At 46.3% G+C, this 23,055-nt stretch carries 26 protein-coding genes; 14 read left to right on the forward strand and 12 right to left on the reverse strand.

Annotation, left to right across the window (positions count from 1 at the left end; all coding sequences use genetic code 11):
* Positions 1-9: 9 nt before the first annotated feature.
* The 5 genes from FD961_RS09130 to gatC are packed head-to-tail and all read right to left on the reverse strand — an operon-like array spanning position 10 to position 4,968.
* Positions 10-1,011, reverse strand: coding sequence for a tyrosine recombinase XerC (locus FD961_RS09130; RefSeq protein WP_215393566.1), 1,002 nt, complete (start codon positions 1,009-1,011; stop codon positions 10-12).
* Positions 992-1,666, reverse strand: a complete 675-nt coding sequence (locus FD961_RS09135; RefSeq protein WP_215393567.1) for a DUF484 family protein — start codon at positions 1,664-1,666, stop codon at positions 992-994. The genes FD961_RS09130 and FD961_RS09135 overlap by 20 nt, the downstream gene beginning before the upstream one ends.
* A 25-nt stretch (positions 1,667-1,691) precedes the next feature.
* A complete protein-coding gene (gatB, locus tag FD961_RS09140) occupies positions 1,692-3,161 on the reverse strand; it encodes an Asp-tRNA(Asn)/Glu-tRNA(Gln) amidotransferase subunit GatB (protein ID WP_215394422.1) in 1,470 nt (489 codons plus the stop codon).
* Positions 3,161-4,678, reverse strand: coding sequence for an Asp-tRNA(Asn)/Glu-tRNA(Gln) amidotransferase subunit GatA (gatA, locus tag FD961_RS09145; protein WP_215393568.1), 1,518 nt, complete (start codon positions 4,676-4,678; stop codon positions 3,161-3,163). The genes gatB and gatA overlap by 1 nt, the downstream gene beginning before the upstream one ends.
* On the reverse strand, positions 4,675-4,968 hold the full coding sequence (gene gatC, locus FD961_RS09150) for an Asp-tRNA(Asn)/Glu-tRNA(Gln) amidotransferase subunit GatC (RefSeq protein ID WP_071466309.1): 294 nt from the start codon (positions 4,966-4,968) through the stop codon (positions 4,675-4,677). Before gatC ends, gatA begins: the two co-directional genes overlap by 4 nt.
* Before the next feature lie 60 nt (positions 4,969-5,028).
* Here gatC and FD961_RS09155 point away from each other — a divergent pair, with 60 nt between their 5' ends.
* The 5 genes from FD961_RS09155 to rodA are packed head-to-tail and all read left to right on the forward strand — an operon-like array spanning position 5,029 to position 10,602.
* Positions 5,029-6,072, forward strand: a complete 1,044-nt coding sequence (locus FD961_RS09155) for a rod shape-determining protein (protein WP_068319852.1) — start codon at positions 5,029-5,031, stop codon at positions 6,070-6,072.
* Between the two features lie 24 nt (positions 6,073-6,096).
* On the forward strand, positions 6,097-7,032 hold the full coding sequence (gene mreC / locus FD961_RS09160; protein ID WP_215393569.1) for a rod shape-determining protein MreC: 936 nt from the start codon (positions 6,097-6,099) through the stop codon (positions 7,030-7,032).
* The gene (mreD, locus tag FD961_RS09165; protein ID WP_215393570.1) at positions 7,029-7,553 is read left to right on the forward strand and encodes a rod shape-determining protein MreD; all 525 of its coding nucleotides are present in this window, start codon (positions 7,029-7,031) and stop codon (positions 7,551-7,553) included. The genes mreC and mreD overlap by 4 nt, the downstream gene beginning before the upstream one ends.
* An 8-nt stretch (positions 7,554-7,561) precedes the next feature.
* Positions 7,562-9,469 (forward strand): penicillin-binding protein 2, encoded by a 1,908-nt coding sequence (gene mrdA / locus FD961_RS09170; RefSeq protein ID WP_215393571.1) that lies wholly within the window; start codon positions 7,562-7,564, stop codon positions 9,467-9,469.
* A complete protein-coding gene (rodA, locus tag FD961_RS09175; RefSeq protein ID WP_215393572.1) occupies positions 9,451-10,602 on the forward strand; it encodes a rod shape-determining protein RodA in 1,152 nt (383 codons plus the stop codon). Before mrdA ends, rodA begins: the two co-directional genes overlap by 19 nt.
* Before the next feature lie 84 nt (positions 10,603-10,686).
* Here the strand turns inward: rodA and FD961_RS09180 are convergent, their stop codons facing one another.
* Positions 10,687-11,007, reverse strand: a complete 321-nt coding sequence (locus tag FD961_RS09180) for an HU family DNA-binding protein (protein WP_011903860.1) — start codon at positions 11,005-11,007, stop codon at positions 10,687-10,689.
* Between the two features lie 74 nt (positions 11,008-11,081).
* The gene (locus FD961_RS09185; RefSeq protein ID WP_215393573.1) at positions 11,082-11,450 is read right to left on the reverse strand and encodes a hypothetical protein; all 369 of its coding nucleotides are present in this window, start codon (positions 11,448-11,450) and stop codon (positions 11,082-11,084) included.
* 152 nt (positions 11,451-11,602) lie between these two features.
* On the opposite strand from FD961_RS09185, the gene FD961_RS09190 reads away from it, so the two are divergent.
* Positions 11,603-12,505, forward strand: a complete 903-nt coding sequence (locus FD961_RS09190; protein ID WP_215393574.1) for an aspartyl/asparaginyl beta-hydroxylase domain-containing protein — start codon at positions 11,603-11,605, stop codon at positions 12,503-12,505.
* Between the two features lies 1 nt (position 12,506).
* Here the strand turns inward: FD961_RS09190 and FD961_RS09195 are convergent, their stop codons facing one another.
* Positions 12,507-12,803 carry a DUF167 domain-containing protein gene (locus FD961_RS09195; RefSeq protein WP_215393575.1) on the reverse strand — a complete coding sequence of 99 codons (297 nt, stop codon included), beginning with the start codon at positions 12,801-12,803 and terminating at the stop codon, positions 12,507-12,509.
* 22 nt (positions 12,804-12,825) lie between these two features.
* On the opposite strand from FD961_RS09195, the gene can reads away from it, so the two are divergent.
* The 4 genes from can to FD961_RS09215 are packed head-to-tail and all read left to right on the forward strand — an operon-like array spanning position 12,826 to position 16,602.
* Positions 12,826-13,491, forward strand: coding sequence for a carbonate dehydratase (can, locus tag FD961_RS09200; RefSeq protein WP_071466317.1), 666 nt, complete (start codon positions 12,826-12,828; stop codon positions 13,489-13,491).
* A 7-nt stretch (positions 13,492-13,498) separates the two neighbouring features.
* On the forward strand, positions 13,499-14,398 hold the full coding sequence (locus FD961_RS09205; protein WP_215393576.1) for a lipid A biosynthesis acyltransferase: 900 nt from the start codon (positions 13,499-13,501) through the stop codon (positions 14,396-14,398).
* A gap of 25 nt (positions 14,399-14,423) precedes the next feature.
* The gene (locus FD961_RS09210) at positions 14,424-15,176 is read left to right on the forward strand and encodes a metallophosphoesterase (protein WP_215393577.1); all 753 of its coding nucleotides are present in this window, start codon (positions 14,424-14,426) and stop codon (positions 15,174-15,176) included.
* Positions 15,177-15,183: 7 nt separating this feature from the next.
* Positions 15,184-16,602: a bifunctional serine/threonine-protein kinase/universal stress protein gene (locus FD961_RS09215; protein ID WP_215393578.1), complete on the forward strand. Its 1,419-nt coding sequence runs from the start codon at positions 15,184-15,186 to the stop codon at positions 16,600-16,602.
* A 4-nt stretch (positions 16,603-16,606) separates the two neighbouring features.
* Here FD961_RS09215 and FD961_RS09220 read toward each other — a convergent pair whose 3' ends face one another.
* Both FD961_RS09220 and FD961_RS09225 read right to left on the reverse strand, forming a co-directional pair.
* Entirely contained in the window at positions 16,607-17,230 is a 624-nt protein-coding gene (locus FD961_RS09220; protein WP_215393579.1) for a carboxymuconolactone decarboxylase family protein, read from the reverse strand.
* Between the two features lie 20 nt (positions 17,231-17,250).
* A complete protein-coding gene (locus tag FD961_RS09225) occupies positions 17,251-18,579 on the reverse strand; it encodes a dicarboxylate/amino acid:cation symporter (RefSeq protein ID WP_215393580.1) in 1,329 nt (442 codons plus the stop codon).
* 99 nt (positions 18,580-18,678) lie between these two features.
* Between FD961_RS09225 and FD961_RS09230 the strand changes: the two genes are divergently transcribed.
* On the forward strand, positions 18,679-19,416 hold the full coding sequence (locus FD961_RS09230) for a pseudouridine synthase (protein ID WP_215393581.1): 738 nt from the start codon (positions 18,679-18,681) through the stop codon (positions 19,414-19,416).
* A 56-nt stretch (positions 19,417-19,472) separates the two neighbouring features.
* Positions 19,473-21,101 (forward strand): peptide chain release factor 3, encoded by a 1,629-nt coding sequence (locus FD961_RS09235; RefSeq protein WP_215394423.1) that lies wholly within the window; start codon positions 19,473-19,475, stop codon positions 21,099-21,101.
* 9 nt (positions 21,102-21,110) lie between these two features.
* On the opposite strand, the gene FD961_RS09240 is transcribed toward FD961_RS09235, so the two are convergent.
* Both FD961_RS09240 and FD961_RS09245 read right to left on the reverse strand, forming a co-directional pair.
* Complete coding sequence (locus tag FD961_RS09240; RefSeq protein ID WP_215393582.1) at positions 21,111-21,341, reverse strand: hypothetical protein; 231 nt, start codon at positions 21,339-21,341, stop codon at positions 21,111-21,113.
* The gene (locus FD961_RS09245; RefSeq protein ID WP_215393583.1) at positions 21,338-21,571 is read right to left on the reverse strand and encodes a DUF2798 domain-containing protein; all 234 of its coding nucleotides are present in this window, start codon (positions 21,569-21,571) and stop codon (positions 21,338-21,340) included. Before FD961_RS09245 ends, FD961_RS09240 begins: the two co-directional genes overlap by 4 nt.
* Positions 21,572-21,947: 376 nt before the next feature.
* Here FD961_RS09245 and FD961_RS09250 point away from each other — a divergent pair, with 376 nt between their 5' ends.
* Both FD961_RS09250 and FD961_RS09255 read left to right on the forward strand, forming a co-directional pair.
* A complete protein-coding gene (locus FD961_RS09250) occupies positions 21,948-22,343 on the forward strand; it encodes a GNAT family N-acetyltransferase (RefSeq protein WP_215393584.1) in 396 nt (131 codons plus the stop codon).
* Positions 22,344-22,375: 32 nt separating this feature from the next.
* Positions 22,376-23,020, forward strand: a complete 645-nt coding sequence (locus FD961_RS09255) for a histidine phosphatase family protein (protein WP_215393585.1) — start codon at positions 22,376-22,378, stop codon at positions 23,018-23,020.
* The last annotated feature ends 35 nt before the right edge of the window (positions 23,021-23,055 follow it).

Raw genomic sequence — 23,055 nt, forward strand, 5'->3', positions numbered from 1 at the left:
CCGAGTTCTTTAGCCTTTGCCAGCCTTTGCCCGCGGATGCGCTTTATCGTATGCCTGAGCAAGATGCTGAAAATCCAGCGAGGTATAAATCTGGGTGCTGGCGATGCTGGCATGACCCAACATTTCTTGGACGGCCCGTAAATCTTGTGAGGACTGCAAGACATGGCTTGCAAAGCTGTGGCGCATCATATGGGGATGTACATGAGTCGGCAGACCAGCGCGTATCGCTAAAGAACGCAAGCGTGCCTGCACGGTTCGGGGCGACAAACGTTTGCCGGTAGCCGATAAAAATAAGGCCAGCGACTCTTGGGCGTAAGAACCGGCATCACGCATTTCTCGCCAAGCAAGCAAGGATTTCATCGCAGGTGAGCCTACAGGCACTGAACGCCTTTTCCCGCCCTTACCTAAAACCGTTACTTCAGCAGCGTCCCAATCTAACCAGCCAGCCGATTCATGCTGACGATCTTTGCTCTGGATCACATCGATGCCCAGTAGCTCAGACAAACGCAATCCCGAGGAGTACAGCAAATCAATAATGGCAGCATCCCGAATAGACTCTGGGTCTTTCTTCTCTTCCGCCTCTTTCACCGCCTGATTAACCAAGGCAAGCGCCTGCTCCACCGATAAGGCTTTAGGTAAAGACTTCAAACGCTTTGGCGCCTTCACATCATCCACTGGATTAGCAATTAAATTGCTTGTTAATTTGCCAGCACGCGCATCACGCCGCGCATCCTTTTCAGTAAGCCAGTCATACCAACCACGCCAAGCTGAGAGCGCCCTGGCAATGCTTCTTGATGATTTTTCTTTGGAATGCAAGCGCCCAGCCCAACGACGTACGTGTGCGTTGCTAACCTTTAATAATTCAACATCATCTTCAAGTGCAAAGTTTTGTAGATCGCTAAGATCCATGCCATATGCTTTGAGTGTATGGGGGGATAGTTGACGCAATACATGTAGCTCATGCAAATACTCCTGCATGAGCGGATGAAGATCAGCCTGCTTTAACTTCATAAGCCTGGATACGATCCAAAGCTGCGGCAGTAAGTTCTGCAATTTGACGCAAATAGAAGGCGCCCATGTCTGCGGTAAATCGGGTTTCATCTTTGCTGGCTAACATTAGCAATGCAGGTGATTGATTGACTCCAAGGCTCTTACCTAGCGGCAGGCCAATGGCCACTAAGCTCTGCCACTCTGGATCAATCGTAGTTTGACTTGCCAATAAATCAACGCTGGCAGCAGCTAGCTCTTTTGCCGAGCCGCACAAAGGAGCGTCAACCCAAGGTCCAAATGCAGAATTTGGTACTAGCAATTGCGCTGACTCCACTTCAAATACCTCGGCTAAGCCAGCAGTAATTGCCGCTTCAACTTCAGACTTGTTGTTCGCCTTCATTAAACGCAATAACCAGGCCACTAAACTTTGTTGAGTTTTATCGTTTCGACTACCAAAGTGCAACATCTCACTTAAACGACGATTGAGCTCTTGATTCTGTGTACGCAGCACAGTCATCTGACGCTCTTGCAAAGAAATCGCACGATCTTCGTGTGGATGCTTAATTCGAATTTCGTTAAAGAGATTGGCATAGCGCTCAAAGAAGCCCGGAGTTGCACGCAACCACTCAGCAACTAATTCTTCTTGCTCGGCCTGCTTTGGATCAATGGCGCTCATCTATCTCTTTCTGAAAATACTTTTGTTAACTTAACTTTTTACGCAGCAATTCATTGACCTGCCCAGGATTCGCTTTGCCCTGAGAGGCTTTCATAATTTGGCCTACCAAGGCATTGAATGCTTTTTCTTTACCTGAGCGGAACTCTTCAACCGACTTCTGATTGGCCGTCAGGACCTGGTCAATAATGGCCTCTAATGCACCGCTGTCACTAATTTGCTTAAGGCCCTTAGCATCAATAATTTGATCAACCGTGCTAATAGATTTGCCTGCAATAGCCTCTTCCCAAAGAATTGCAAAAATATCTTTAGCAATCTTGTTAGAGATGGTGCCATCGGCCACTCTCGTCAGTAAGGGCGCCAAATGTGCGGCTTGCAATGGCGCATCTGCTGTAGCAATACCTGCGCGATTTAAAGAAGAAGCAAACTCTCCGGCAATTAAATTGGCAGCCGCTTTTGCTAAAGGCTTGCCAACGATTGCTAGCAACTCTTCAAAAACTTTTGCAGTGTCGCGATCCTGGGTTAATAACTGAGTATCGTAAGCACTCAAACCATAGTCTTGTTGCCACTGCTCGCGTAACTGAGCAGGAAGTGCTGGCATACCGTCGCGCACTTGAGCAATCCACGCATCATCAATGACTACGGGCAATAAATCAGGGTCGGGGAAATAGCGATAGTCGTTCGCATCTTCCTTGCTGCGCATGCTGCGCGTTTCCTGACGATCGGGGTCATAGAGGCGCGTTTCTTGAACGACTTTGCCGCCATCTTCAATTAATTCAATCTGACGGCGCACCTCATATTGAATTGCCTCCTCCAAGAAGCGGAAAGAGTTCAAATTCTTAATCTCACAGCGCGTGCCAAACTCTGCCTGCCCTTTAGGGCGAACCGAAACGTTAGCGTCGCAGCGGAATGAACCTTCTTGCATATTCCCATCACATACGCCTAACCAAACGACGAGGGTATGTAAGGCCTTGGCATATGCAACTGCCTCAGCTGCACTGCGCATGACAGGCTCAGTCACGATTTCTAAAAGTGGTGTGCCTGCACGATTTAAATCAATACCACTGGAGGGTTCGCCATGAGGACCCAGGAAGCCCTCTTCATGAACCGATTTGCCGGCATCCTCCTCCATGTGAGCGCGAGTCAGTTGAACGACCTTTACGTCATTCCCAACAAGGATTTCTAGCTGTCCACCCACGACGACTGGGATTTCCATCTGGCTAATTTGATAGCCCTTTGGTAAATCAGGGTAGAAGTAATTCTTACGAGCAAAAATACTTGCCGGTGAAATTTTTGCGCCCACTGCCAATCCAAAACGAATGGCATGCTCAACGGCTTGACGATTTAACACTGGCAATACACCGGGCAATGCTAAATCCACCGCACACGCTTGTGTATTCGGCTCTGCGCCAAAGCGTGTACTTGCACCGCTAAAAATTTTAGAATGCGTTTGTAATTGTGCGTGGGTCTCTAGACCGATAACGACTTCCCATTCCATCATGCCACCCCACCAGCTTGTCGCAAATGCCAATCTGTGGCCTGCTGATATTGATGCGCTACTTGCAATAAGCGCGCTTCAGAAAAATAGTTGCCAATGAGTTGCATGCCAATAGGCAGAGAACTTGCATTAAATCCGCAAGGTGCACTCATTGCTGGCAATCCCGCCAAATTGGTTGAGAGCGTATAAATATCTTCGAGATACATTTGCACTGGATCTTTTGACTTTTCGCCCAGGCGCCATGCCACATCAGGCGCTACCGGCCCTAAGATGACATCGCACTCCTTAAATGCGGCCTGAAAATCGGAGGCAATAATGCGACGAATTTTTTGTGCCTGCAAATAGTAGGCATCGTAATAACCATGACAAAGGACGTAGGTACCAATTAAGATGCGGCGCCTTACTTCTGCACCAAAACCTTCGGTGCGTGACTTTTGATACATGTCACCTAGATCTTTGTAATCACTTGTACGATGACCATAACGAACGCCATCAAAACGACTCAAGTTGCTTGATGCTTCTGCAGGAGCTAAGACGTAATAGACCGGAATCGAAAGCTTTGTTTTAGGCAAGCTGACTTCGACCAACTTCGCACCCAAACCTTCTAAGGCTCTTGCGGCTTCATCTACTGACTTTGCAACATCTGGAGCCAAGCCTTCCGCAAAGAATTCTTTTGGCAAACCAACACGCAAACCTTCTAGCGGTTTTGCAGAATTTACGCTTCCCTCTTGCCAAGATTGGTTGAGGTAACGACCATAGTCCTCACCAGAATCCGTAAGCGATGTTGAATCACGAGGATCATGTGAAGACATTGCCGAGAGTAGTAAGGCGCAATCCTCGGCAGTCTTACCCATCGGGCCTGCTTGATCCAAGGAAGACGCATAAGCAATCATCCCGTAACGCGATACGCGCCCATAGGTAGGCTTGATACCGGTCAAACCACAAAAGGCTGCTGGCTGACGAATGGAACCACCCGTATCGGTACCAGTGGCAATCGGAGCCAATCCCGCAGCAACTGCTGCCGCTGAGCCACCTGAGGATCCACCGGCAACGTAAGCAGCATTCCAAGGGTTTAAGACTGGGCCATAAGCTGAATTTTCATTAGAAGACCCCATGGCGAACTCATCCATATTGGTCTTACCCAAGCAAACCATGCCGGCTCCCTTGGGATTATTTTCATCCGGAATCCCAAGGTTAGCCACCACGGTTGCGTCAAAGGGGCTTTGATAGCCAGCCAAAATTTTGGAGGCTGCAGTCGACTTCCAGCCACGGGTAACGAACACATCTTTGTGGGCCACGGGAATGCCCGTCAATTTGCCAGCATTACCAGAAGAAATTAGCAAGTCTGCTTTATTAGCTTGCTCTAAGCTTAAGTGAGCATTCACATCAATGTAGGCGTTCCACTGCTTTCCAGCCTCAATGCGGTCTAAAAAGTACTGGGTAAGCTCCTTGCTAGAGACCTCTTTTGCAGCAAGTGCTTTTGCCATTAATGCGATTGGGGTGTTGTGCCAGCTCATTCAATCACCCTTGGAACCAAGAAATAGCCATCCTGCTGAGCAGGGGCAGATTGCATGTTTTCAGCGCGATGGTCTGACTCAGTGACCTGATCAGCGCGCAAAGGTTGCGCCAACTCACGCAAAAATAGAATGGGATGGGCGAGGGGTTCTAGGCCACTAGTATCGACAGCCTGCATTTCCTCAACCAGAGAAAAAATAGCCTGCAATTGTGGCAAAACTGCCTCTGCTTCTGCTTGGTTTAACTCAAGTCTGGATAGGTGCGCAATGCGCTGGACATCATCAAGTTTCATGGGACGAGAGTATCATTCCTATATATTTTTTATTAACACCTTCTATTTTCCCACTACATCATGTTTGGTTTTTTCCGCAGCTACTTTTCCAATGACCTAGCCATCGATCTAGGAACCGCAAACACCTTAATTTATATGCGTGAGCGGGGTATTGTCCTCGATGAACCCTCGGTCGTGGCAATTCGCCAAGAAGGTGGCCCAAATGGCAAAAAGACCATTTTGGCAGTCGGAAAAGAGGCAAAAGCGATGTTGGGTCGTGTTCCAGGGAATATTGAGGCAATTCGCCCCATGAAAGACGGTGTTATTGCCGACTTCACGATTACCGAACAAATGCTCAAGCAATTTATCAAGCTTGTTCATGAAAGCAAACTTTTAAAGCCAAGTCCACGCATCATTATTTGCGTTCCTTGTGGATCTACCCAAGTTGAGCGTCGCGCGATTCGTGAGTCCGCATTAGGTGCTGGCGCATCACAAGTATTTTTGATCGAAGAGCCAATGGCCGCTGCAATTGGCTCCGGCTTGCCAGTTTCTGAAGCTGCTGGGTCAATGGTGGTTGACATTGGTGGCGGCACAACCGAGGTTGGCGTGATGTCATTGGGCGGCATGGTTTACAAAGGCTCTGTGCGTGTTGGTGGCGATAAGTTTGATGAAGCCATCACCAATTACATTCGTCGTAACTACGGCATGTTGATTGGCGAGCAAACTGCTGAGTTGATTAAGAAGACAATTGGCTCCGCATTCCCTGGCGCAGAAGTGCGCGAGATGGAAGTGAAAGGCCGCAATCTTTCAGAGGGCATTCCTCGTAGCTTCACCGTTACTAGCAATGAAATTCTCGAAGCGCTAACAGATCCATTGAATCAAATTGTCACTGCAGTGAAAGCCGCTTTGGAGCAGATTCCACCAGAGCTAGCGTCCGACATTGCCGAGCGTGGAATGATGCTCACCGGCGGTGGCGCCTTATTGCGCGACCTCGATCGCCTCTTGTTAGAAGAGACTGGTTTGCCTATTCATGTTGCAGAAGATCCGCTCACTTGCGTGGCTCGTGGTTGCGGTATCGCACTTGAGCGTATGGATAAGTTAGGCGGAGTGTTCTCGCACGAGTAAGCGACATACACGTCGAACAGGGAATTGCGACATAGCGCTCCACCACTTTTCAGACAGGGCATTCCGGCCTTACTTAAACTGATTGTCTGTCTGTCGATCAGCATCGCTCTGATGCTGATCGATTTTCGCTTTAAAGCTCTCGATCCCATTCGTAATAATGTGAATTGGATTTTGCGTCCACTTGAATACGTCATGATGGCTCCGCGTAATGCATTCGAGGCTACATCAGAATATTTCACAACTCGTGGAACCTTAGATCAAGAAAATCAAGCCATGAAGGTTCGCCAAGCTGAGCTTTCATTACTTGCAAACCAATCCGAATTTTTGATGGTTGAGAATCAAAACTTACGTGAGTTAATGGCACTGCAAAAACAAGTTCCATTTAAAACATTACCAGTTGAGATTTTGTTTAATCCGCCCAATCCTATTTCACAACGCATTGTGATTAATCGTGGCAGCGATGATGGCCTCAAGCTAGGCAATCCCATTGCCAATGACGCCGGGATTCTTGGGCAGGTGGTTCGCCTTTATGAACGCTCTGCCGAGGTCTCGCTGTTAGAGGACCGAGACTTTGCAGTGCCCGTCCAGGTGGCTCGCAATGGCCTGAGAGCGGCTGTATTTGGTGCTGGGCGTGGCAATGCCTTGGAATTACGCTATTTACCCGTTGCCAGCGATCTAGAAGTTGGTGATATTTTGCTGACCTCTGGGATTGATGGGGTTTATCCCCCTGGATTTGCAGTAGCGGTCATTAGCAAGATCGAGCGCAATGCCGATAAAAATTCTTCTAATGTGTTTTGTGTGCCAGTAGCGGCAGTGAATCGCTATCGCCAAGCGCTAGCGTTTTTGTATGACCCTAAATTTGACGCTAAAGCACCAACTATCAACAACAAGTCTACATCAGGAGTATCCCTGGGTAATAATCCCGGTCGTCGCCAAACACGCGCGCGAGGAATGCAATGATTGATTTCCAAAGCGGCTACATTCTGCGCCCGGTCAATCCGGTCTTTATTTACTTCAGCTTGTTTTGTGCGCTTTTACTAAACCTATTGCCCATTGGTAACTATGGCTGGGTGCCAGACTGGCTAATCATTTGTATTGTGTTTTGGAACATTCATCAGCATCGCTATGTCAGCGTGATATCAGCATTTATCTTGGGCCTGATGATGGACGTACACAACTCAGATTTGCTGGGCTTACATGCCTTTAGTTATTCGCTGGTTGCTTACCTTGCCATCTCTTGGCATCGACGCATTGTGGCGCTGACCGTTCTCTCGCAAGCGCTCCATCTACTCCCGATCTTTTTATTGGTCTCTTTGTTTCCTGTGCTGGTTCATTGGGTACTTAGCGGAGAGCTTTACTGGTGGGCCCTCACTGGCGCTATTCAAGCCGTGATTGAGGCTTTGCTTTGGCCAATCGCAACACGAATATTGCTGGCGCCTCAACGTCGTCCAATTGACGTTGATCACAATCGTCCGCTTTAAGAAGCTGTATGGTTTCTTTTAAAAAACCTGACCTCGATTCGTTCCAAGAGCGCATTCATATTGCGACCCTATTCGTTACTTTTTGCTTCTTACTTTTAGTAACGCGCCTAGTCTGGTTACAGCTAGTGAGCCATGGCAAATATGCTCTACTAGCCGAAAGCAATCGCATTGCCCTGGTACCCGCTCCAGCAAACCGGGGACTGATCATCGATCGCAACGGCATTGTGATTGGTAGAAATTACTCTGCCCTCACCCTAGATGTGAATGCAGAAGAAGTAAAAGGCAATGTAGACCAACTTATTAATGATCTTTCTGAAATCATCGATATCTCACCTAGAGATCGGCGTAACTTCAAGCGCTCCCTCGAGGATTCTCGCAATATGGGTACCTTTCCCCTGCGTTCAATGCTCAATGAGACCGAAACTGCCCGTTTTATGGCCAATCGCTACCGCTTTCCGGGGGTAGAAATCCGCGCAAGAAGCTTTCGAGAGTACCCCTATAACGAATTGGCGTCCCATTTAATTGGCTATATCGGTCGGGTTTCCCAGCGCGATAAAGAACGCATGCAAAGCGAAATTGAGAACTCAAAGGCAGATGATCCTGATGCATTGCAGACATCCTTTTTGCCTGGCATTCAATATGTTGGAAAAATTGGTTTGGAGCAAAGCTATGAAAATGTTTTGCGTGGTGTACCTGGATACGATCAGGTCGAGATTACTGCAGGTGGCAAACCAGTAAGAACACTCTCAAGCTCACCTTCTGTGCCAGGTAAAAATGTAGTGCTCTCAGTTGATATTAAGTTGCAGTATTTAGTGGAGCAGCTCTATGGAAATTTCCGCGGTGCATTTGTGGCGATTGAACCTGAAACAGGCGATGTATTAGCTTTTGTTTCAAAACCCAATTTCAATCCGAATGATTTTGTCGAGGGTATTGACTCAGTAACTTGGAAAGAGCTAAACGACTCACCACAAAAGCCGCTATACAACCGCCCGCTAAAAGGTATCTATCCACCCGGCTCTACATACAAACCGTTTATGGCGCTTGCTGCACTGGAAAACAAAAAGCGCACTGCCTCACAAACGATTTTCGATCCTGGCTATTTTGATTTTGGTAACCATACTTTCCGCGACGATAAAAAGGGAGGTCACGGTACCGTTGACATGCAGAAATCCATTGTCGAATCTTGTGATACTTATTACTACATGCTTGCACGCGACATGGGTGTCAACATGATTGCTGACTTTATGAAGCCTTTTGGATTTGGTCAGATCACAGGAATTGATTTACAAGGAGAGTCGAAAGGCGTCTTACCTTCAACCGAATGGAAACAAAATACCTTCAAAAAACCAGAGCAACAAAAATGGTATGAAGGTGAAACTATTTCTCTTGGGATTGGTCAGGGCTATAACTCTTTCACTATTTTGCAACTAGCCCATGCAATGGCGAACCTCGCCAACAATGGCGTAGTGATGAAGCCCCACTTAGTCAAAGCAATTGAGGATCCATTTACTCGCAATAGAGTGCTAACGACCCCAAAAGAAAGTTATCGGATTGAATTGAATCCAGAGAATATTGAAGTGATTAAAAAAGCGATGATTGAAGTAAATCGCTCCGGCACATCAGCAGCAGCATTTCAAGGTACAGGCTACGTAGCTGGAGGTAAAACAGGAACGGCGCAAGTGTTTAGCTTGAACTCGAAAGATTACAAGCATGGATCTACTGCTGAGTTCCTGCGCGACCATGCCTTATATATTGCATTTGCTCCTGCAGATAAGCCGACTATCGTCATTGCGATGGTTGTAGAGAACGCAGGCTTTGGTGCGCAATATGCAGCCCCCATCGCACGCAGAGCATTGGACTACTACATCGAAGGCAAATGGCCAAAGGAGGTTCCCGAATGGAAAAGAGCCCCTTAAACAAAATTAAGGCCGTTTTCTTTGGCTTCTTTGCTGGCTTGGATCGACAGCTAGGCCTTATTTTGCTTGGTCTGGCGGCTGTAGGCTTTTTTACATTTTTATCTGCAAGTCAAAATACTCCCGTGCAAATTACAGATGAGTTGCGTAATCTTGCGCTGTCATTTGTGGTGATGTGGATTGTTTCTCGCATTCCTCCAAAGTGGCTAGAAATGGGCGCAGTTTGGATCTATGCACTCGGCGTCACACTCTTAGTTGCTGTTGCAGCATTTGGATTAATTAAAAAAGGTGCGCGACGCTGGTTAAATATTGGCGTAGTAATTCAACCATCCGAGATCATGAAGATTGCGATGCCTTTGATGTTGGCTTGGTATTTTCAAAAGCGCGAGGGTCTTCAAAAGACTTGGGACTATGCCGTAGCAATCATTATTTTGGCCATTCCTGTTTTTCTGATTGCGCGTCAGCCTGATCTTGGAACCGCACTATTGGTTTTTGCTGCTGGACTTTACGTCATCATCTTGGCGGGGCTGCCATGGAAATGGATATTGCCATTTGTAGGTGTTGGCGTCATTGGTATTTTGCTCATTATTATTTTTGGTGGCACGATTTGCGCACATGATGTGGTGTGGCCATTTGTACATGACTATCAGAAGCATCGCATCTGCACCTTGCTTGATCCGAGCAGCGACCCTCTAGGTAAGGGATTCCACACGATTCAATCAATGATTGCTATTGGCTCTGGTGGGTTCTTTGGTAAAGGCTGGTTTCAGGGGACACAAGCGCACTTAGAATTCATTCCAGAAAAACACACTGACTTTGTCTTTGCAGTTTTCTCTGAGGAATTTGGTTTGCTTGGCAACTTGATATTACTTGCATTATTTTTTGCACTGATCAAGCGAGGCCTAGCGATTTCTGCAAGCGCACCTAATTTATTTACACGACTACTTGGTGCTGCAGTTACACTCATCTTCTTTACCTATGCATTCGTGAACATTGGCATGGTGAGCGGCTTGCTGCCTGTTGTTGGTGTTCCACTGCCATTTATTAGCTATGGCGGAACCGCTTTAGTAACGCTGGGATTTGGGGCTGGCATCTTGATGAGCATTCATCGTCATCGTCGCCTTGTACAAAGTTAATTCAACCTTACGGATGTGCTTCTTCATATTCCTTAGGAAATAAAAAAGCCCGGCATGCCGGGCTTTTTATCAACAAAGAAAGAATTACTTCTTACGCTTGTTAACTGAATCTTTAAATGCTTTACCAGCAGAAAACTTAACAGTTTTTGCAGCAGCAATTTTGAGTGGCTCGCCAGTCTTTGGGTTGCGGCCCATACGTGCAGCACGCTTACCAGATGCAAAAGTACCGAAGCCGATCAGTTGTACTGAATCACCTTTAGTAACAGCTTTGATAATTGTGTCGATAGCAGAATTCAATGCGAATTCAGCTTTTGCTTTAGAGATCTCCGCGTCGTCAGCAATCGCTGCGATTAGTTCGGCTTTGTTCAAGTGAAGCTCCTTATAGATATTGATGTCGGCGCACATTGCGCTTACATGATTTTAACCACAAAAAATTACAAAAATAAAGCTGCGGACAAGTAATTTTTTACTTCCCCCACCTATTGATCATTCAAAACTTCGATGCCAGAGACAAAATATTCTGTATCGCCAAAACAGGATGTTGGTAGTCCAATATGCTGAGAATATTTTAGGGCTACTTTTTTTCCTAAATTCTCATTGATTTTTTGCGCCACAGCATCTTCATGCACCGTAAAGAAGAATTTTTCCGACATCGTGCCTGGCATCGAAACCATCGCTAATTCACCTTCCCAGGTCTTGCAAATGTATCCGCGCTTGGAGAATTTCTGCACATATCCTGCCCTCTCCCCGCTTCCATAGCTCCAAGTCAGCATCAGCCAGGTATAGGCTGAAATACCCACTAAGCCAATTAAAACAAGGCTTAAGAGCCACTTTATAAAGCTATTCATACGATCCCTCTCGATCTATATCCACATTAACCCTATGCGGGCAGCCATACTGCTTCGCTTTAAGTATATGAGGAACTTATCTTAAGAAATAGTCATTAAAAGGTTTGCTTACAAATTAGAATGTTAGTTATCACTTTAGATTGGCAGATCGAATGCAAGCGCGTCACATCATCTTTTTTATATTTATTGCCTCAGCAATTTATGTCTATTTCAGAGGAAAGGTGCGTTTTGGCGTGGTTCGATCGCTAACTGACTATCAAGTCTTGCTTTCGCCAATCAATGCACTCCTCTACTTATTCTCCAAGGTAAAAGCGAGCGCCTATATTCCAGTAAGCCAGTTTCCTGAAATGAAGCCATTGCAAGATAACTGGGAAATCATTCGCGAGGAAGCGCTTTCTTTAAACGCAGATGGTGCCATTGCGGCGGCAACTGGGTACAACGATATTGGCTTTAATTCCTTCTTTAGGACTGGCTGGAAGCGTTTTCACCTCTATTGGTATGGCAAAGATCTGCCATCAGCACAAGCAAGCTGCCCCAAAACAGTAGCCCTACTTAAGTCTATTCCCTCAGTTAAAGCGGCCATGTTTGCTTCTTTACCTCCTGGGGCAACACTGGTAAGGCATCGAGACCCCTATGCTGGATCTCTGCGCTACCACATTGGATTGGTTACACCCAATGACCCCAAATGCTTTATTGAGGTTGATGGTGAGCGTTATTTCTGGAAAGATGGGGAACCCGTGATTTTTGATGAGACCTATATTCATTTCGCAGCCAATGAAACTGACCATCAACGTATCGTCTTGTTTTGCGATGTTGAGCGTCCTTTATATACAAAAGCAATGCAGCTACTCAATCGCTGGTTTGGGCGCTATGTCATGAGTGCTGCAGCCTCTCAAAACGTCGTAGGTGAAAAAGTTGGTTTTGTAAATGTCCTATTTACTTACTTTTATCACCTGCGTGCTCAAGCGAAAAAACTGAAGGCGAAACATCGCTCTGTTTATTACGTAGGCAAATGGGTGCTAATTTTAGGAATTTTGTGGGCCATCTTTTGGTAGATTAAGGCTTTAATGCATCAGCAATTTGCTCTGCGGTAATAGAGCCCCAAATTTCTACTCGTTTCTTACGACTGTTTTGACCCGAAAGAAATTGAATTTGCTTTTGAGGTACCTTCAGTTGCTTGGACAACCAGGCCAATAAGAGCTCATTGGCTTTGTTTTCAAGGGCCGGAGCCTGCAAAGAAATTTTCAGGCAGCCATCATGCAAGCCAACCACTTTAGTCTGTTTTGCGCCCGGTTGGCAGTGCAAATGAAGGGCAATTCCAGTAGGGGTTTGTTTTAACCAAATCGGCGTCATTAAAGTACTTTAAACTCAAAGCATGCCATACAAAAATTCTCAAGCTCTTGATCACCTGTTTGCCAGTAATCGCCAATGGGCCGAGGGCATGGTTGCCAAAGATCCAGATTTCTTCAAGCGCCTAGTAAACCAACAGGCTCCGGGATACCTTTGGATTGGTTGCGCGGATAGCCGTGTTCCAGCAAATGAAATTGTGGATCTTTTACCTGGTGAACTTTTTGTTCATCGTAATGTGGCGAACGTTGTAGTTCATACCGACCTCAATTGCCTATCGGTCATTCAATTTGCGATTGACCTTTTAAAGGTTAAACATATTTTGGTAGTTGGTCACTATGGATGCGCCGGTGTTCATGCTGCGCTCAGCGATAGGCGCGTTGGTCTTGCTGACAATTGGTTGCGCCATGTAAAAGACGTTCATCAAAAACACGAGCGCTATCTCGGCGAAGTATTGCCTACCGCCAAACGTCAAGATCGCTTATGCGAACTCAATGTCATAGAACAAGTTGTGAATGTTTGCGAAACAACCATTGTTCAGGATGCATGGGCGCGCGGACAAGATCTCACAGTGCATGGCTGGGCTTATCGCCTAGATACTGGCCTTGTAAATGACTTGGGAATGTCAAGTAGCTCCACCGAAGAGATGCTAGAGCGCTACGCCAAATCGATTAAACGCTACGAATCAGAGTAAGGCGCGTTTGTTCAAGTCCTTAGCAAATTACGCGGGGGTTGCATTTCTAAAGCTCCTATCCCTCTTGCCCTATCAGCTCTTAGTGTCTATCGGCTATGGACTAGGCTATATCGCAGCCAGAATACCTGGGGATAGAAATCGCGTTGTTAAAACTAATCTCCGTTTGTGCTTTCCCAATTTGAGCACAACGGAAATTGATGTGCTCAGCAAAAAACATTGGCGCTTGTTGGGTCGTAGCCTTGTAGAAAAAAGCATCATTTGGTTGGGAAGTGAAAAACAATTAAGCAAAATGATTGAAGTGAAGTCTGCAGTAGATCTCTCAAGTCGCCAGCCACGCATTTTGGTCAACATGCATTTCACAGGAATTGAAGGCAGCATCATTCTGAGCGCGCTAGCCAAACGCATGGACTGGCCACGTACCTCTGGATTTTTTCAAAGAATGAAGAGTCCATTTTTCAATAAAAAAATAGTTGATTGGCGCAATCGCTTCGGCGGTAATTCGATCGACCGTCAAGGCAATACCAAAGCTATCATTCGCGAAATTCGCAACGGGGACTTCATCATCATTGCACCGGATATTGACTTGGGTCTTAAGGACTCTGAATTTGTACCCTTCTTTGAGATTCAAACAAACACGATTACTACCATCTCTCGCTTAGCAAAAATTACCGGGGCGGATGTATGCATGATGATCACCACACTCAAGGATGATGAATCAGGGTATCTCTGTGAGATCAGCGCCCCTTTAGAGGATTTCCCAAGCGCAGATCCAAAGGCAGATACCGCTCGACTAAATCAATATTTTGAAAAAGAGATCCGACTTCGACCCGCCGAATATTATTGGGTTCATAAGCGTTTCAAAAATCGCCCCAATCACGAGGCCAGCCCCTATAGCCCTTCTGCGTAAAGGACTTTTGTCCTATCATTAGAGAATGACGGAACGTATTGGGCTATTTGCCGATCTTCACAGTAATTTAGAGGCTTTTGAAGCCTGCATGGCCAAAGCTCAAGAGCTTGGCGTAACTCGCATGGTTTTCTTGGGGGATCTAGTTGGCTATAACGCTGATCCGGCAGCAATCATTGATCGCATTAGCGACCTAGTAGAGTCCAAGAAAGCAATAGCCATTCTCGGCAATCACGATGAAGCCGTATTCAAGGATTGTCAAAACCAAATGAATGCTAGCGCTAATGCCGCGATTCAATGGACTAAAAGCCAGTTAAATGAAGGTCATGTTCAGTTCTTAAAAAATCTGCCATTGATAGTAAATGAAGAGAAATTCTGCTTTGTTCATGCTTCTGCTCACAATCCTGCAGAGTGGAACTATGTGACCGATAGCATGAGTGCATGGCGTTGTGCGCAAAGCTCAGGCAAAAGCTATACCTTTGTGGGTCACGCGCATGAGCAGGCACTCTTTTATCAAAGCGCTGTGGGCAAACTGATTCGTTTTGCCCCTCATCCAGGAGATGAGATTCCCGTCCTACAACATCGTCAGTGGGTTGGCGTTGTTGGCTCCTTAGGTCAACCTAGAGATGGAAATCCAGAGGCATGTTTTGCTGTCTTTGAACCTGAGTCTGAGCTTATTACTTTTCACCGCGCACCCTATGACCATTTTGCAGCAGCCGATAAGGTTCGTCAGGCTGGCTTGCCAGAGGATTTGGCCAATCGATTAATTACCGGCAAGTAATTTAACAATGCCGATCAAAACTGATATACAAGCAGTTGACGACATCTTCCAAGAAGGCAAAGTAGTAGATGGCTTTGTGCTCGGCAAAGAAGTACACCGTGGCGGCATGGCTAGCCTCTTTTCAGCCACTAAAGAAGGTATTGATATACCAATCCTACTCAAGATACCTAGAGTCGGCAGGGATCAACCTGTAGAAAGCTTAATTGGTTTTGAGACAGAACTTACCATTCTGCGATCGTTAAAAAGCCCTTATGTGCCAAAGTATTTGGGCTCCGGAAACATGGCGACACGGCCCTATATTGCCATGGAGCGCGTCGAAGGCAGGCCTCTTGAAGACCTTATTAAAGAGGACAAAGAGTTTACGGTAGACGAAGTAGTGCGTATTGGTGCAGACCTTGCGCAAGCAGTGCAATCGCTCCATGCGCAAGATGCCATTCATTTGGATATCAAACCAGAAAATATTCTGATTGATGACAAAGGAAAATTAATCATCATTGATTTTGGTCTGTCGCACCATGACCGCTATCCTGATTTGCTTGCAGAAGAGATGCGCAAGGGCGTTGGATCTGCACCGTATATTTCGCCTGAACAAGTAGCCGGTATTCGTACTGATTCACGCAGCGATATTTATTCAATCGGTGCGATCATGTACGAGCTGCTCACGCATGAGCTGCCATTTGGTAACCCCCAAACGATGAGTGGTCTCAGAAAGCGCATGTGGGCAGAACCATTTCCCCCGCGTGCAATTCGTACAGAAATTCCGCGTTGGTTACAAGAAGTCATTTTGAGATGTTTAGAGCCAAGGGCGGCGGATCGCTACCAAAGCGCAACCCAATTGCGTCAAGTGCTGCGCGATCCCGATAGCGTGAAAATTACAGGGCGCGGCGAGCGCGTAGAGCCCCCCAGCTTTTGGGAAACATTCAAGCGCTGGTTTAGAGCGGCAGGATATGAACCATCACCTAGCCCGCGCCCCAGCATGGGCAATCAAGATGCGCCTCTCATGATTGCGGCTATTGATACGCGCCAATCAGATGAGGCCCTGCGAGACCGCATGCAAAAGACTGCAACGAATTTATTGCAAGCGTATCCTGAAAGTCGTTTGGTATGTATCAGCACGATTGCAAGCACTCCAACCTATGAAGGCAAGCTTGAAAGTGAAACCGCCAGTGGGATTGTGCGCGGACATTTAGTGCAATTGATGGAGTGGGCTAAACCCCTTAAGCTGCCTCCAGAAAGAATCTCTTATCACGTACTAGAGGCAATGGATCCTGCAGCACGCATTGTGGAGTTTGCAAAAGACAATGATGCATCACTAATTCTGATTGGTGCATCGCATAAGCTGCCCAACAAAGTAACGCCTTGGAGAACCTCAATGACAAAAATTGTTGAGGAAGCTCCCTGCAGCGTTCATATTGTCAGGACTTAAAAGACTACTCTGGAAAACGTGGCAAACGCTCGCCCCCAATGGGCGCTGGACGTCTCGCCATATTCATTTCCATAGCTAAAAAAGTGTAGTACCCAGCAATTCCGGCCAGATCAATGGCACCTTTTTTCCCAAAGCGTTTTTCCGTTTTAGCAAAGGTCACATCTGATACCTGCTTGTATCTTTGTAACTCGATTGTGAAGTCATACACAATGGTTTGCTCTTCGCTCATGCCCTCGGGACGTCTACCCTCTTTTAAGGCCTGAGCAATCTCCGGCTTAAGGCCCGCCTTTAAAGCAATTGGATAGTGAACAGACCACTCATAATCTTGACTCCACTCACGCGCTGTAATCAATATTGCAAATTCACTCAGAGCACTATCAAACGCAGAGTTATAGCGCAGATAGTCGCCCATCGCGCGCGCATTATTCATCAGCTCTGGACTGTATATCAGCATTGCAAAAGGCCCCCAAGGAGCCTTTTTGCGAGCCGCTTCAAATTCTTGTGCGGCCTTTTTTTGTTCTGCCGTATATTGATCGACTGGAATCTCTGGAAGGCGAGTTTGTGCAAATACTGCGCCGCTCAATGCCAATACCGAAAACAGTATTGGCCAAATGAATTTGAGATTCAAGTCGCCTCCAGAAAAAAGAATTACTTCATCTTGTCCTGCTGCTGATCCAGAATCAATTCTGGCTCCTGAGCGTCAATCCAACTGTCTCGATTCAGCACGGTAGTCAGTTGTTTTTGATCCAACTCACCTGTCCACTTTGCAACGACTATTGTTGCAACTCCATTACCAACTAAGTTAGTTAAAGCGCGCGCTTCAGACATAAAGCGGTCGATTCCTAAAATAATTGCTAAACCAGCAACAGGCACATCACCTACCGCAGAGAGGGTGGCAGCCAAAACAATAAATCCGCTACCCGTAACGCCTGCAGCGCCCTTGGAAGTAAGGAGCAACACTAGCAATAAGGTCACTTCCTGCATGAGAGTCATCGGTGTATTTGTAGCCTGCGCAATAAATACCGCAGCCATCGTGAGATAAATAGAAGTGCCGTCGAGATTGAAGGAATAGCCCGTAGGAATCACTAAACCTACGCAAGTTTTCTTGGCTCCTAAGAGCTCCATTTTCTCCATCATGCGCGGTAAAACAGACTCAGATGAAGAAGTGCCTAAAACAATTAAAAGCTCTTCTTTAATGTAGCGCACGAATTTGAAAATATTAAAGCCATTAAATTTCGCGATGAGTCCTAAAACAATAAAAACAAACAGTAGGCAAGTTAAATAAAACGTGCCCATCAACTTTCCTAGAGAGAACAGGGAGCTGATGCCATATTTACCAATCGTGAAAGACATTGCACCAAATGCGCCGATTGGCGCAAATTTCATGATGATGCCAATCATGTCAAATAGAACGTGGGATGTTTTTTCAATGAGATCAAACACCATTGTTCCGCGACCGCCAAACTTATGCAGGGCAAATCCGAAGAGAATTGCAATGAAGAGAACTTGCAAAATTTCACCCTTAGCAAATGCGTCTACAGCGCTGCTAGGAATGATGTTCATTAAAAATTCTGTAGTGGTACCCATCTTGCCTGGGCCCGTATAAGCAGCAATTCCTTTGGTATCTAAACTAGCAGGATCGATATTCATTCCCGCGCCAGGTTGCAATACGTTAACAACAACCAGACCAACAATTAACGCAATAGAGCTAACAATCTCAAAATACAAAAGGGCGAGGCCGCCAGTTTTGCCGACCTTTTTCATATCTTCCATGCCAGCAATGCCAAGAACCACCGTACAGAAAATAATCGGGGCGATGAGCATCTTGATGCCTTTAATGAAAGCATCCCCAAATGGCTTCATATCCGTACCAATACTTGGGTAGAAGTGGCCCAACAAAACTCCAATCACTACAGCTGTAAGTACCTGAAAATAAAGGACTTTATAAATTGGCGGTTTTTTTATAGTGACTGTCATTGCTTCTTCCTTTATTTAATAATGAGCAAATACTGGCGGAATGGATTAGCTAGATATTAACCCGTCCCAGAGTGGTGGTCGATACTCGATAATGCAGGGATGGAAGAAAAAGTACGCGTCTCTAAATTGCTATCCGAGCTGGGCCTATGTTCAAGGCGGGAGGCTGACTCCTATATTGAGCAGGGATTGGTGACTGTAGATGGCGAGGTAGTTAATGAACTAGGGGTTCGCGCCTTTCGCCACCAAAAAATTGAACTTCAGTCTGGTGCAAAAGCTCAGCAGGCGTCTCGCATCACTGTCATCTTAAATAAACCTGTTGGGTATATCTCTCACTTTGATGACGAACAAGAATATCAACCGGCTGCTTCTTTGATTACTCCAGAAAACTATTTCGGGCATCCACTGGATAAAGGCAGAAACCCACGCTTCAACACTAAAGGTCTTGCTCCTGCAGGTCGCTTAGATATTGACTCTACTGGCCTGCTGGTCTTAACCCAAGATGGCCGTATTGCTAAATTATTGATTGGCGAAAACAGCCCGATTGAAAAAGAATATTTAGTTCGCGTTGAGGGTGCGCTCTCTTTTGAAGATTTAGATCGCCTAAGACATGGTCTTGAACTCGATGGCGTTGAACTAAAGCCGGCGCAAGTAAGTTGGCAAAATGAGGATCAGCTGCGCTTTGTATTGCGGGAAGGTCGCAAACGGCAAATCCGCCGCATGTGTGAAATGGTTGGCCTTAAAGTGCTTGGCTTAAAACGCGTCAGAATGGGTCGCATCTCCCTCGGACCTCTGCCACCAGGTCAGTGGCGATTTGTAAGGCCTGAGGAGCAATTTTGAATCAATGCACCCGCTTATAATTGCTCCGAATCCAGAATAACTAGCGCAGAATTACCATCGATACCACTACCCCAAGCACTCCAGCCGCAGAAGTACTCAGACGTCGCAGCTTTGCCATCATCTCTCACCCAGATGCGGGTAAAACTACGCTGACTGAAAAGCTCTTGCTTTACGCAGGGGCAATTCAAATTGCGGGAAGTGTTAAAGCTCGAAAGGCTAGCAGACACGCAACCTCTGATTGGATGGAGATTGAAAAACAGAGGGGCATCTCTGTAGCGAGTTCTGTAATGCAGATGGAATATCGCGACTGCATCATTAATCTTCTAGACACACCTGGCCACCAAGACTTTTCTGAAGACACCTATCGCGTCTTAACTGCGGTTGATTCCGCCTTAATGGTCATCGATGCTGCGAATGGCGTTGAGTCACAAACTTTGCGCTTATTAGAAGTATGTCGTGCACGCAATACACCTATCGTCACCTTTATTAACAAGATGGACCGCGAAGTGAAGCCGCCCATGGAGTTAATGGATGAAATCGAAACTGCGTTAGGCATTGAAGTGGTTCCGTTTACTTGGCCAGTGGGCATGGGTAAATCATTTGCTGGAGTCATTGATATTGCGAACTCCCGCATGCGCATGTTCAAGGCCGGTGAAGATCGAGTCACTGAAGACTCCCATGCGGTTGTAGATATTAATGATCCAGCGCTTAAAGCGCGCTTAGGCACTGATCTAGAAAACGCCCTAGCTGAGGTAGAGCTCATTAAGGAGGCTATGCCGGCCTTTGATCGCGAAGCCTTTTTAGCTGGACGTCAATCGCCCGTATTTTTTGGTTCTGCCATTAACAACTTTGGTGTACGCGAGATTCTGAATACGCTTGTGGAATTAGCGCCATCGCCTGGCTCACGCAAAGCACTTCAACGCGAAGTGAGTCCTGCCGAAAATAAATTCTCAGCAGTCGTTTTTAAAATCCAAGCAAATATGGATCCCGCGCATCGCGACAGGGTTGCTTTTCTGCGGATTTGCTCTGGCCACTTTGTGCGTGGTATGAAACTAAAGATCTGTCGCAACAGCAAAGAGGTGCGTACTAATAATGCACTCTCCTTCTTATCGCAACGCCGCGATATTTTGGATGAAGCATTTCCAGGCGACATCATCGGCCTACCAAATCATGGCTTGCTCCGCCTAGGCGACACGCTTACCGAAGGTGAGCAGCTGCAATTTACTGGCCTACCATTTTTCGCTCCTGAAATTTTCCGTATGGTTGAGTCTGCTGATCCATTGCGATCTAAGCAATTGAGAACCGGCCTCATGCAACTTGGTGAAGAAGGCGCAATTCAAGTATTTAGACCTATGACTGGCGGCACTATGCTACTAGGCGCCTTCGGTCAGCTGCAGTTTGAGGTAGTAAGCCATCGTCTACAAACTGAATATGGCGCTGAAGTGCGCTTGCTTCCAGCACGGTATAGCCTGGCACGTTGGGTTAGCTCTGAAGATCCTGTTGCCTTAAAAAAGTTTATACAAGAAAACATTCATCGCATGGCTGAAGACGTTGTTGGTGCTTCGGTGTTTCTTGCATCCCATAAGTCAGAGCTTGATGTTGCTCAACAGCGCTGGGAATCCATTCAGTTCCATGCTCTGAGAGAGCATGCTGGCCTCATCTACCAATCAGACTTGGCTGGCTAAGCAAAGCTCTTATTGACGAGCTGTATTGCAATTAAAGACGGCGACTAATGACGAGTCATTATTTTTAAAAGAGGCTGTCTTGCCATATTGCGCACAATACGCATTTGCTTTTTGGGTAAGCTGATCAAGCGACTCTCCGCTACTGTTTAAAAAAGTCACATGATTTGCATCTGAAGCATCGGTATACACGGCCGCACATCCCACCAAGGCAAAGACGCCTGTCATGATTAAAAATCTCATTTTTTAACCTTTAATTTTTTTAGTATTTCTGTGGTTACTCTGCTTGCAAAGGGCCTGTAGATCAAGATGCAAATGATAGCTACTGGATAAGCTACGGACCAAACCTCAAACCACACTGAAAAGAAATTATCCGCAGCACCAACGCGAACAAAGGTGGTTGCTAAAGTAATGCTTGATGACATTAACAAGCCCATCACCAAGGAAAAAATAATGCCTGGAAGATTAATCATTCTGCAATCATAGCGCCTACTGTTTTAAGCTGTTATTCTGAATAGTGATCACTATCTCGCGCCCTAATTAGGGGAATCTCTTGAGCCTCACTCCTAGATTCATCACTCCTTTACTCTAGGAATATTCATGGCTGTAGGCCAAAACCAAAAGAACAGAAAAAACGATTCCATGCTCACAAAAACAGGCAAAACACGCCTAGGGCCCCTAAACTCAGCTCAGCTCACCAGCCTGATGGAAAAAAGCACCAAACCAAAAGAAAAGGGCAAAATTTTACGAGCGCTTAGTAAGCTCCAACTTGTTGCAGCATAAACATCAAGCCCCGATTTATCGGGGCTTTTTGCTATAGTCATTTATCTAACTCAAGAGTAAGCCTGAATGATTCAATTTCGCGACGATGCCAATATCACTGCTGAACAAGCAATTGATCTTTATATTCGATCAACTCTTGGAGAGCGCCGCCCCATTCACAATAAAGAAACATTTGAGGCGATGCTCAAAAACGCTAATCTGACTATTACTGCCTGGGATGAAAATACATTGGTTGGGATTGCGCGAACACTGACAGATTTTGCTTATGTTGCCTACCTGGCGGATTTGGCTGTTGATCAACAATATCAACACTCTGGGATTGGCAAACAACTCATTGCTAACACCCAATCTCGCCTTGGGCCAGAATGTATGATTGTGCTTCTAGCTGCCCCCAAAGCAAATGAGTACTATGAGCACATAGGGTTTGAACATAACCCGCGGGCTTGGACGCTCAAGAAATAATTAAAAGCGTATTGCAGCTTTATCATTGCAGCATGACAAAGACTCGATTTTGCTTAGTACGCCACGGTGAGACCGATTGGAATGCTCAGCATCGTCTTCAGGGCCACACAGACATCGATCTCAATCAACGCGGACTTGCACAAGCAGCGCAAATGGCAGCTGCACTCAAGACAATTCAACTTCAGTTTGATGTTTTATACACAAGCGATCTAACGCGTGCCTATAAAACAGCCCAGGCAATAGAAAAAGTCTTTGGAGTTTCTGCAGCAATCGATCCAGATCTAAGAGAGCGGCATCTGGGAGCGCTACAAGGGCTCAGTACTCTAGAGGCGCCGCAGCTTGAACCAGATCTATGGGCTACACACTTAAGCAGAGATCTAGATCACAACTTAGGTGGCGGAGAAAGTATTAAGCAGTTTGCTCAACGCATTCATGGTGGGCTAGAAAAGATACGCCAACGGCATCTTGGTAAAACTATCTTGCTGGTAAGTCATGGTGGCGCACTAGATATGATGTATCGATTGGCTAGCAAACAAGCATTACAAGCCCCCAAGGCTGTCGCCGTTCCGAATGCGTCTCTGAATTGGATCAGTCACGACAGCAACTCTTGGACAGTCGATCGTTGGGGAGATACCAGTCATTTAGAGGGTCTAACACTCGATAACCTCGACTTATAGGGGCAATTATCGGGCCGCCCAAATAGTCTATGATG

The organism is Polynucleobacter sp. TSB-Sco08W16 (assembly GCF_018687455.1).
Classification (GTDB): Bacteria; Pseudomonadota; Gammaproteobacteria; order Burkholderiales; family Burkholderiaceae; genus Polynucleobacter.

Coding starts and splice junctions, on each gene's coding strand:
- FD961_RS09190 (WP_215393574.1), top strand. CDS start 11,603: ATGCAAGCGCGTCACATCATCTTTTTTATATTTATTGCCTCAGCAATT.
- rodA (WP_215393572.1), top strand. CDS start 9,451: ATGGAAAAGAGCCCCTTAAACAAAATTAAGGCCGTTTTCTTTGGCTTC.
- FD961_RS09250 (WP_215393584.1), top strand. CDS start 21,948: ATGATTCAATTTCGCGACGATGCCAATATCACTGCTGAACAAGCAATT.
- FD961_RS09225 (WP_215393580.1), bottom strand. CDS start 18,579: ATGACAGTCACTATAAAAAAACCGCCAATTTATAAAGTCCTTTATTTT.
- FD961_RS09210 (WP_215393577.1), top strand. CDS start 14,424: ATGACGGAACGTATTGGGCTATTTGCCGATCTTCACAGTAATTTAGAG.
- FD961_RS09195 (WP_215393575.1), bottom strand. CDS start 12,803: ATGACGCCGATTTGGTTAAAACAAACCCCTACTGGAATTGCCCTTCAT.
- gatA (WP_215393568.1), bottom strand. CDS start 4,678: ATGAGCTGGCACAACACCCCAATCGCATTAATGGCAAAAGCACTTGCT.
- gatC (WP_071466309.1), bottom strand. CDS start 4,968: ATGAAACTTGATGATGTCCAGCGCATTGCGCACCTATCCAGACTTGAG.
- mrdA (WP_215393571.1), top strand. CDS start 7,562: ATGGTTTCTTTTAAAAAACCTGACCTCGATTCGTTCCAAGAGCGCATT.
- FD961_RS09245 (WP_215393583.1), bottom strand. CDS start 21,571: ATGATTAATCTTCCAGGCATTATTTTTTCCTTGGTGATGGGCTTGTTA.
- FD961_RS09215 (WP_215393578.1), top strand. CDS start 15,184: ATGCCGATCAAAACTGATATACAAGCAGTTGACGACATCTTCCAAGAA.
- gatB (WP_215394422.1), bottom strand. CDS start 3,161: ATGGAATGGGAAGTCGTTATCGGTCTAGAGACCCACGCACAATTACAA.
- FD961_RS09130 (WP_215393566.1), bottom strand. CDS start 1,011: ATGAAGTTAAAGCAGGCTGATCTTCATCCGCTCATGCAGGAGTATTTG.
- FD961_RS09135 (WP_215393567.1), bottom strand. CDS start 1,666: ATGAGCGCCATTGATCCAAAGCAGGCCGAGCAAGAAGAATTAGTTGCT.
- FD961_RS09185 (WP_215393573.1), bottom strand. CDS start 11,450: ATGAATAGCTTTATAAAGTGGCTCTTAAGCCTTGTTTTAATTGGCTTA.
- FD961_RS09155 (WP_068319852.1), top strand. CDS start 5,029: ATGTTTGGTTTTTTCCGCAGCTACTTTTCCAATGACCTAGCCATCGAT.
- mreD (WP_215393570.1), top strand. CDS start 7,029: ATGATTGATTTCCAAAGCGGCTACATTCTGCGCCCGGTCAATCCGGTC.
- FD961_RS09230 (WP_215393581.1), top strand. CDS start 18,679: ATGGAAGAAAAAGTACGCGTCTCTAAATTGCTATCCGAGCTGGGCCTA.
- FD961_RS09180 (WP_011903860.1), bottom strand. CDS start 11,007: ATGTGCGCCGACATCAATATCTATAAGGAGCTTCACTTGAACAAAGCC.
- FD961_RS09255 (WP_215393585.1), top strand. CDS start 22,376: ATGACAAAGACTCGATTTTGCTTAGTACGCCACGGTGAGACCGATTGG.
- FD961_RS09240 (WP_215393582.1), bottom strand. CDS start 21,341: ATGAGATTTTTAATCATGACAGGCGTCTTTGCCTTGGTGGGATGTGCG.
- can (WP_071466317.1), top strand. CDS start 12,826: ATGCCATACAAAAATTCTCAAGCTCTTGATCACCTGTTTGCCAGTAAT.